The organism is uncultured Thiocystis sp. (assembly GCF_903866365.1).
GTDB lineage: Bacteria > Pseudomonadota > Gammaproteobacteria > Chromatiales > Chromatiaceae > Chromatium.
This window is the reverse complement of sequence record NZ_CAIPNF010000422.1, coordinates 1-8722: the sequence shown is the minus strand read 5'-3', so window position 1 is coordinate 8722 and position 8722 is coordinate 1. Positions and strand designations below refer to the sequence as shown.

Annotated in this window: 6 protein-coding genes and 1 pseudogene; 2 read left to right on the top strand and 5 right to left on the bottom strand. The window is 66.8% G+C overall.

All coding sequences use genetic code 11. The features are described from left to right. Together QZY07_RS23240 and QZY07_RS23235 are read left to right on the top strand one after the other, a co-directional pair. Positions 1-275: multiheme c-type cytochrome (locus QZY07_RS23240; protein ID WP_295408092.1), on the top strand; the 275-nt coding region annotated here is incomplete at its 5' end. After that, on the top strand, positions 191-1267 hold the full coding sequence (locus tag QZY07_RS23235; RefSeq protein WP_295408090.1) for a tetratricopeptide repeat protein: 1077 nt from the start codon (positions 191-193) through the stop codon (positions 1265-1267). The genes QZY07_RS23240 and QZY07_RS23235, both read left to right, overlap by 85 nt. Positions 1268-1290: 23 nt before the next feature. On the opposite strand, the gene QZY07_RS23230 is transcribed toward QZY07_RS23235, so the two are convergent. From QZY07_RS23230 to QZY07_RS23210, 5 genes and pseudogenes are all read right to left on the bottom strand, one after another. Beyond that, a complete protein-coding gene (locus QZY07_RS23230) occupies positions 1291-4143 on the bottom strand; it encodes a PAS domain-containing protein (protein ID WP_295408088.1) in 2853 nt (950 codons plus the stop codon). 192 nt (positions 4144-4335) lie between these two features. Beyond that, positions 4336-4866, bottom strand: a complete 531-nt coding sequence (locus QZY07_RS23225) for a transposase (RefSeq protein WP_295408086.1) — start codon at positions 4864-4866, stop codon at positions 4336-4338. A gap of 126 nt (positions 4867-4992) precedes the next feature. Continuing rightward, positions 4993-8154: a PAS domain S-box protein gene (locus QZY07_RS23220; protein ID WP_295408084.1), complete on the bottom strand. Its 3162-nt coding sequence runs from the start codon at positions 8152-8154 to the stop codon at positions 4993-4995. A gap of 15 nt (positions 8155-8169) precedes the next feature. Next, a complete protein-coding gene (locus QZY07_RS23215; RefSeq protein WP_295408082.1) occupies positions 8170-8400 on the bottom strand; it encodes a hypothetical protein in 231 nt (76 codons plus the stop codon). Positions 8401-8495: 95 nt separating this feature from the next. Then, positions 8496-8722, bottom strand: a pseudogene (locus QZY07_RS23210) (hypothetical protein); the annotation flags it as partial.

The following is an 8722-nucleotide window of genomic DNA, read 5'->3' as shown; positions in this document are numbered from 1 at the left end:
AGGCCATCATCGCCTTCGCAGAGCAGCTACCGCCCGCCACCTACGCCGGCAGTCAATCCTGCGCGACCTGTCATCCGGTCGAGACGGAACGCTGGCGCGGCTCCGACCACGCCCGGGCGATGACGGCGGCGACCGAGGCGACGGTCCGGGGCGATTTCAATGACGGTATCACCTCTATCCGCATGAGCGCGTGGACCACAGCCATCGGCTGCACTGGACCGGCCGCGACCAGAACTGGAACTATCAGTGCGCGGAGTGCCATTCCACCAACCTGAAAAAGGGCTATGACCTGGCGACAGACAGTTTTCAGACCACCTGGTCGGACATCAATGTCGCCTGCGAAGCCTGCCACGGTCCGGCCTCGCGCCATGTCGAACAGGCGCGGTCGGCGACGGCGGACAAGCCGCCGACCTGGGATGTCGACAAGGGTCTGGAGGTTGATCTCGCCGACCGCGACGGCGCGGTCTGGACGCACGATGATCAGACCGGCCTGCCGCGGCGGTCCGTCCCGCGCGCGCGACACACCCAGATCGAGGTCTGCGCCCGCTGTTTCCTTGAAACGACGGATCCGAACACCCTGCTGGAATGCGGCCTGCCGCTGCTCGACGATCCCCTCCTGGCGGTGCGCACGGAGGCCGCCCGCACGCTCGCGCCGCTCGCGCGCTTCACGCTGCCGGAGGCCGACAAACGCCGCCTGGAAGCGGGATTGACCGCCTATCGGGCGAGCCAGCTCGTCAATGCCGAGCGACCGGAGTCCCATCTGAATCTGGGCCTGATCGAGGCCGCCAGCGGGGATTCGCCAGCGGCGGAGCAAGCCTACCGCACCGCGCTGCGTCTGGATCCGAACTTTGGACCGGCCTATGTCAATCTCGCCGATCTCGACCGCGCGCTGGGTCGGGATGCCGAGGGCGAACAGGCGTTACGCGAGGGGTTGGCCAGACTCCCGGAGGAGGCCAGTCTGCATCATGCGCTGGGGCTGTTGCTGGTCCGCAAGCAGGACATGCCGGGAGCGGTCGCATCGCTGACGCGCGCGGCCGAGCTGGCGCCGGACAACCCGCGCTATGCCTATGTGCGGGCCTTGGCCGTGGAGCGCGCCGGCGATCCGCCACAGGCGCTTGCCATCCTCCAGACGGCGCTGGCACGACATCCGGGAAACCGCGACCTCCTGGCCGCGCTTGTCAGCCTCCATCAAGCGCGTGGCGATCAGGACGCCGCCAGTGAGTTTGCCCGCCAGCTCAGGCCGCGCTCGCCGGATTCCAGCCACTGAAGGAAGGCGGATCGCCAGCCTGATCAGCAGCCCTCCTGCAACTGTAGATTCGACAGGGCGAGCTTGATGGACTCGCTCACCGCGATGGCCAGGGTGCGTAACTCCTGGAATTGCGCCTCGCTCAAGGCGTCGCGGGTGCTGACATGCAACAGGCCCAGGGTGGTGCCCCGCACGGTCAACGGGAGGCAAAGAGAGAGGGGTGGCGGATCTTCCGGAAAGTGCCGGCAATCGATGTCGGTACGCCAGGGTGCGACTTCATGCGGTTGGCCGCGCCGCAAGGCCCAGCAATCGTGCAACGAGAAGGTGGGGGACAGTCCGTCGGGATCGCCCCAGGCGGCGACCCGATGCAGCTCGGCTCCGGCCTCATCGACCACCGCCAGCGCGCCGGTCACGTCCACAAACAGCAGCTCGGCGCTGTCGGCGATGATGGCGTAGGTTTCCTCACGGCTGCGGCAGGACAGGAGCAGATCGCTCATCCGGTTGAGCGCGATCATCTGGGCGTCGTGGCGCTTCACCACCGCCAGGCTGACCCGCAGCGCCGCTTCCATCTGGCGACGCTCGGTGATGTCGGCATGGGTACCGGCCATCCACAGGGGCCGATTCTCGGCATCCCGCGCGGTGACCATGCCGCGATCCAGCACCCAGCGCCAGTCGCCGGTCTTGGCGCGTAACCGGTGTTCGCTCTGGTACTGCGCCGTCGCGCCGGAAAAATGGGCTTGTACCGCTGCCAGACAAGCCGGCAGGTCGTCGGGATGCACCAAGGTCTCCCAACCGCTGATATCCGGTTTGATCTCGGTCAGGTCATAGCCCAGCATCTCCGCCCAGCGCCGACTGAAAAACACCTCTCCGGTGACCACATCCCAGTCCCAGAAACCGTCATTGGTGCCATCCAGCACCCGTTGCAGCCGTTGTTCGCTCGCCCGCAGGGCAAGCTGTGCCAGCATGCGGGCGGTGATCTCCTCGTGCGCGATCACCGCGCCCGGCTGGGGCCCGCTCAACGGCAGCACCCGCATCTCGAACCAGCGCGACTCGGTGGGCGAATCGCAGGGGTAGGTCTGGGCGAAAGCCTCTTTTGCCCCCGCAATCACCTGTTGTACACCCCGCAGGGCGGCCTGCGCCTCCACGCCGTCCTGGCCAGACACCACCCGGTTGCAGATCGCCAGATAATTCGCGCCGGGCTGGCATTCCGAACCGCCGCCGTTCTGTTCGGCAAACCGCCGCCAGTTCGCGTTGACCAGGGTGATGGTGCCGCGCCGATCCAGCACGGCGATATGGGCGGTCAGCGAGTCCAGGACATCCTTGAGCAGGATCTCCTGCGCGCGCAGGGCGTCCTCGGCGACCCGGCGCCACTCGATATCGATCAGGATGCCGAGTTCCCGCGCCGAGTCCAGTTCCTCGGGGCTCCAGCGCCGGCTGTGCGCGCGCACCGTCTGGCTCCAGGCGGCGAACGACTGGTGCGGACTCAGGCGACCATCCGACGCGCGGTTCACCGCCTTGTCGGGATTGCCGCCCCAGGTCACATGACGCAGTTGCTCGTCGCGAAACCAGATCAGTTTGATCGACTGGACGGCGTCCAGCGGGAACATCGCCACCCCGGCGGCGGTGGCGGCCAGGTCAGCCGTGCCCTCCAGGTGGGCGCTCAGGCAATCGGTGGCGAACAACTGAGGCGGGTCACCCGCGTGCAGGTCGCTCAAGCGTGCGACGAGGTCGAGAATGCGTGACGGCGCGGGTGTCGCGCCGCCGGCGGTCACGTCCGTCCCATGAATCAGCGCCACGCCCTCGGCGCCGACCGCACCCAGGACCGCCGCCAGTGCCGGCCCCTTGAGCAGCTCCGACAGCCGCGTACCCTGACGCATGGCGTCAATAATCTGCTCGCGGCACTGCTTGAACCCCGCGCTGTCGCGCTGGCGTTGGCGTTCTTCCAGCAGCGCGATCTGATGCGACAGATCCCGCGCCATCCACCCGGCGATCTCGCGCATCTGGCCCGAGACCTGGCGCGGGGTGGTGTGATGGCAGGCGATCAGCCCCCAGAGTTGCCCGTCCCGCAGCAGCGAGGCCGTCAGGGTGGCCCGCACCCCCATGTTGCGCAGATATTCCAGATGCACCGGCGACACGCTGCGCAGCAGGCTGAGCGACAGATCGAGCGGCTGCCCGCTGACCGGATGCAGCGCGGGCAACAGCGGTGAGGCCGTGTAGTCGATATCGACGATGACCCGCGTCGGGCTGATCAGATAGAGGCGACGGGCCTGCACCGGGGTGTCGGACGCCGGGAAGTGCAGACCCAGATAGGGTTCCAGATCGTCGCGGCGCGCCTCGGCGACGACTTCGCCGTGCCAGTCCGTGTCGAAGCGATAGATCATCACCCGGTCATAGCCGATCAAGTGCTGGAACAGCGTGGCGGCGGTCTGGAGCTTGGCCGGCAGGTCCGTCCGGTCATGCAGCGCATCGAACTCGCGCACGGCCCGGATCAGCGCATCCCGGCGGTCGGGAGACGCCGCCGGAACGGGTTCCAGTTCCAGCACCGTCAACCCATCGGACACATGGACATAGGCGGCGAAGGTCCGCCCGCCCGCGGTTGGCAGCCAGTCGAACGCGACCGGGGTCAGCGGCCGTTCGCGGAGGCGGATCAGCGCCCGGTGGACCGCGTCGGCCCGCGCCGCACCCAGCACGGTCGCCAGTTCCTGCCCCAGCAGCGCGTCCGCCGCGACACCCAGCAGGGCCTGACAGGTGTGGGAGACCTGGACGATCCGCAGCGCCGGCCCCTGCAAGGCCAGCAAAACGCCGTGCGGCTGAATCGAGCCGGGGAGATGGATGGGTTCCGCGTCGCACTGAGTGAGATCGGGGAGCGGGGAGGTTGGGGTTATATCAGGTGTCATGTGAATGGCCCATCGTGTTCGGGTCGGGCAACGCGACGCTGGAGCGTCGCAACCTGCTCCCACGCTGGAGCGTGGGAGCCAGAAAAGTCCATTGCACGCTCCAGCGTCGCGTCTTGCTCGAAGCGGACACTCTCTGGCTCCCACGCTCCAGCGTGGGAGCCAGTGCCGACGCTCCAGCGTCGCGTCTCAAACTCACCACTGCGTCTCGATCCCCAGCAACCCCTCCATCCCCGCATAATTGCGCGCGCTCGAATAGCGCCAATGCAGCGGATCGTCCACGTACCCGCGGGCTACCGGGTTATTGTGAATGTATTCCAACTTCTGAAGCATCATCGCCTCGCCCTGGATCTGCTCGGGATGCGAACCTTCCTGCCAGACCTGATGTTCCCGGTCGACTTTGTGCCGCGCCTTGTGCCAGGCCAGCAGCTCCAGCACCGGCGAGCGGCGCTCGATCAGACGCTTGACGATTTGGCCAGCGGTAAAGGACTTGAAGCTCGCGACGGTCTTGCCGAGATTGGGCGAGGCGGCTAGCAGATGACAGTGATTTTCCAGGATGACATAGCCCTGGAGCCGCAAGCCGCCCTCGCGCTGGAGAAAGCGCAGCGCGTCCAGGAGGATTTCGGCGTTGGCCGGTTGCGCGAACAGCGGTAGCCACGCAATGACCGTGCAGGTCAGAAAATGCGGTGCGGTCGGCTCGTGGATGCGATAGCGGTCTCGGCCCATGCTGTTGTTGGTGCCTCATCGGTTTGATTGTCTGAGGTTGAGACGCGACGCTGGAGCGTCGCAACTTGCTCCCACGCTGGAGCGTGGGAGCCAGAGAGAATAATGGGATCCAGAGAATATCCGCGCCTACGCATGCGCGACGATCACCCGGTTGCGCCCGTCGGCCTTGGCCCGATAGAGCGCGGCGTCGGCCCGCGCCAACAGGGCGGCGGCGGATGGTGGCTCTTCCCCGAGAACGGCGACGCCGATGGAGACGGTGATCGCCGGCAAGTCTCCGTCTTGATAGGGCACCCGCAGTTGCAGGATCGCGGTCCGCAGGTTTTCCAGACACGCTCGGGCCTCCTCCAGACTGGCGCCAGGCAGCACGACGGTCAGTTCCTCGCCGCCGTAGCGGCAGGCGAGATCGCCGGCCCGCAGGGTCCGCTTCAGCAAGTCACCGATCGCCCGCAGCACGGCATCGCCGGCCTCGTGGCCGTAGCGGTCGTTGAAGCCTTTGAAGTGATCCACGTCCAGCATCGCCACGGCCAGCGATTCGCCCCGGCGCTGACTGCGCTGGAGTTCGCGCGGCAGGGTTTCGTCGAGATAGCGACGGTTATACAGGCCGGTGAGCCGGTCGCGGATCGCCTGTTCGCGCAGGGTTTCCTGCAACTTGATCTTCGATAACGCCAGTTTGATCGTTTCGCCGACCGCCATGACGATCGGCTGCAACTCCTGGAGTGCCCTCGTGTCGGTGCTGAGATGTAACAGGCCGAGCGTTTCGCCGCGCACGCTCAAGGGGACACAGAGGGCGGCGGATGGCGGTGGGTGGCCGAGGTGCCGACAGTGCAGACTCCGGGCCTCCGCCGTGACCGTATGACAGTCTCCGCGCCGCATCCCCCAGCAGTCATCCAGCGGGAAGGTGGCGGGCAGGACGCCGGGATCGCCCCAGGTGGCCACGACCCGCAAGTGCGCCGTGCCCGCCTCGTCCAGCATCGCCAGCCCGCCGGAGCAGCCAACGAATAAGGGTTCGGCGCCGCGCGCGATCGTCGCGTAAGCCTCCGCGCGGGTATCGCAGGACAGCAGTAACTCGTTCAGGCGGTTTAAGGCCATGATCTGGGCGTTGCGACGCTGGATCTCGTCCAGACTGACGCGCACCGCCGCCTCGGCGCGGCGGCGCTCGGTGATGTCGTGGACGATCGAAAACAGCAGCGAGCGCCCCTCCAGTTCCAGGGGGCCGGAGTACACTTCCACGTCGCGCACCTCGCCGTTGGCCAGGCGGTGTCGGAATTGGAAGTGCCAAGTCTGTTTCAGTGCGGCCTGGCGCATTTCCAGCGCGATCTGTTCCGGCGTCAGGGTATTGATGGCGCTGAGCGGCAGGCCGCGCAATTGCTCGATGCGGTAACCGTAATAGTCGGCGGCGGCGGTATTGGCGTCGACGATCTTGCCCGTGCCGGGATCGATCAGCAGCATGATCACCCGGGCGTCCGTAAAGAGGGTGCGAAAGCGCGCCTCGCTCTGTTGCAGCGTCGCCTCGGCGGCCTTGCGGTCGCTGATATCGGTGAACGACACCGCCACCGCCTGGATGTCCCCGCTGACCGTGTCGCGGATCGGTTCGCTATTGACCAACAGCCAGGTCACGCGGTGGTCCAATCCGACCACGCCCATCTCCACGTCACGCTGCGCGATCCCGCTGCTCAGGGTGGCGACCGAGGGCCAGTCGTCGCTGCTGAACGGCGTGCCATCGGGGTGGATGATCCACCAGATCCCGTCGTCCACGGATCGCGCCTGATAGTCGCTGGCGATCAGGCCCAGAATGCGCTCGGCGGCCGGATTGCTGGTGATCAGGACACCCTGGCGGTCATAGACCGCGACGCCCTCGGCCAGGGCCACCAGTGCCGAACGGTAGCGTGCCTCGCTGTCGCGCAGGCCGGCCTCGGCGGCCTTGCGGGCGGTGAGATCGAGCACGGTCGCCAGCAGGAGCGGGTGATGATCGCGATGGATCAGGTCGACATAGACCTCGACCTCGCGGAGTTCGCCGCCGGCGCCCCGATGCCACGCCGGAGACGCGGCCGTCACGTTCGCCTCGCCGGCCAGGATGCTGGCGAACCGTTCCAGAAAGACCTCGCGGGGCGTGGTGCTGAACTCCCACGCCTCGCGTTGTCGCAAGTCCTCGCGGGGCATGCCGTAAAACTCGGCGGCAGCCTGATTGGCATCGAGAACCCGTCCGTCCCGCGGATCGACCAGCACCTTGATGACGTCGCGGCTCTCGAAGATCGCCCGATACAGCTCGGCCGCCTGTTCCTGGGCCTGGCGCGCCGCGCGCCGTTCGGTCGCGTCCTCCAGGATCCAGAGGCTCCCGTCCAGCGGTTGTTCCGGCGTCAGCGCCCGAGCGCGCATCAGGCACCAGAAGCGCTGGCCGTCCCGGCGCGCCAGTTCCACCTCGCAGGCGAAGCTCTCGCCCCGATAGATGGCCGGATAGGCACGCTGGCCGAGCGCCAGATAGGCCGCGCGATCCGGGTAGATGACCTCGGTCGAGACGCCATCCAGTTCACCGGGCGCATAGCCGAACAGGGTTTCGGCGTAGCGGTTGGCGCGGATGAAATGGCGCTCCTGGACGAAACAGATCCCGACGAAGGCGTTATCCAGCAAGGCCCGATTTTCCCGCAACAGGCTCTGGGTCTGTTGCTCGCTGCGGGCCAGCTCGGTCGCGATGCGATGCCGCGCGGTGATGTCGGTCAGAATGACCCGCCAGCGCGCATCGGCAGCGGCGGATCCCTCCGGCGCGAGGCTGGTCTGCAGGTGAACCCAACAGGTCACGCCGTCCGCTCGTCGCAGACGCAGACGCAGTTCAACATCCTGTCGCTCGCCCGTTGACCAGAGCTTCCGGCGGACGTGGTAAAGGATGTCCTGATCCTCGGGCCAGATGAAGCCTGACAGGGGTTGGCCGATCAGTTGGCGCCGTGGGATCTCCAGGAGGTTGGCCGCCGCGAGGTTGGCTTGCTGGATCTGCCCTGCGTCGTTGAGTGTCAGATAGCCGACCGGCGCCAAGTCGTAGAGGTCGAAGTAGCGCGCCTGCGAGGCTTCCAGGGCGGCTTGAGCGTGGCGCAGTTCCTCGTTCTGCAACTCCAGTTCAATCTGATGCACCCGCAGCTCATAGATGAGCCGTTCGGTCGCCTCGGGCGTGAGTGCCTCCCGCGCCGTCGTGTCCAGGGTGCCGACCCGCGCTTCCGCCTGTTGGCGAAGGTCGTGTCCTGACTGGCCTGGCTCGCTGGGAGGAAGCGCCTGACTTGGGTCATGGGAACGTGGCATGGATGCTCCTCGCGATCAAGCGCCGATCGGTGGCGATCGCGCCATGCCAACGGGGGTGAACCCAACAGCGGTGGGGCTGAGATAGCGCGTCCGACAGAACTCGCCGAGCGGCAACAGCCAGACGCCGGCCAGCAGCGTGACCCGCATCAAGAGACCCGGCGCCAGGCCGCCCTGAAGCGTCAAGGTCCGTGGAAAGCGCCTTGCCGGTTGTGTTTCAGCGCAGGAGGCGGATGGAGGGCGATTCATGGGACGATGCGCGGGGGGGGGGGACCGCGAGGCACGGCAAAGCCAACGACAGCGGCGGGTTGCCGGAAGTCTCGCGGCGGTAACTTCTCAATAACTCACGGCACAGCCTGAGCGGCCAAGATCCGTTCGCGCACGATTTCCGGCAAGGGCGGGATGTCTCCGATTTGCCCGATGCGGTCAGTGAGGTAGTCCCAGAAGGAAATCCCGAGCTTGCGGCAGGTCTTCTTGAGGCTGGCAAAGGTGTCACGGCAGCGGCGTCCCAAGTCGCTGCGGGTTCCGCCGCTGATCTTGCGCCATTTGACGTAACCCCGGATATCGTTCT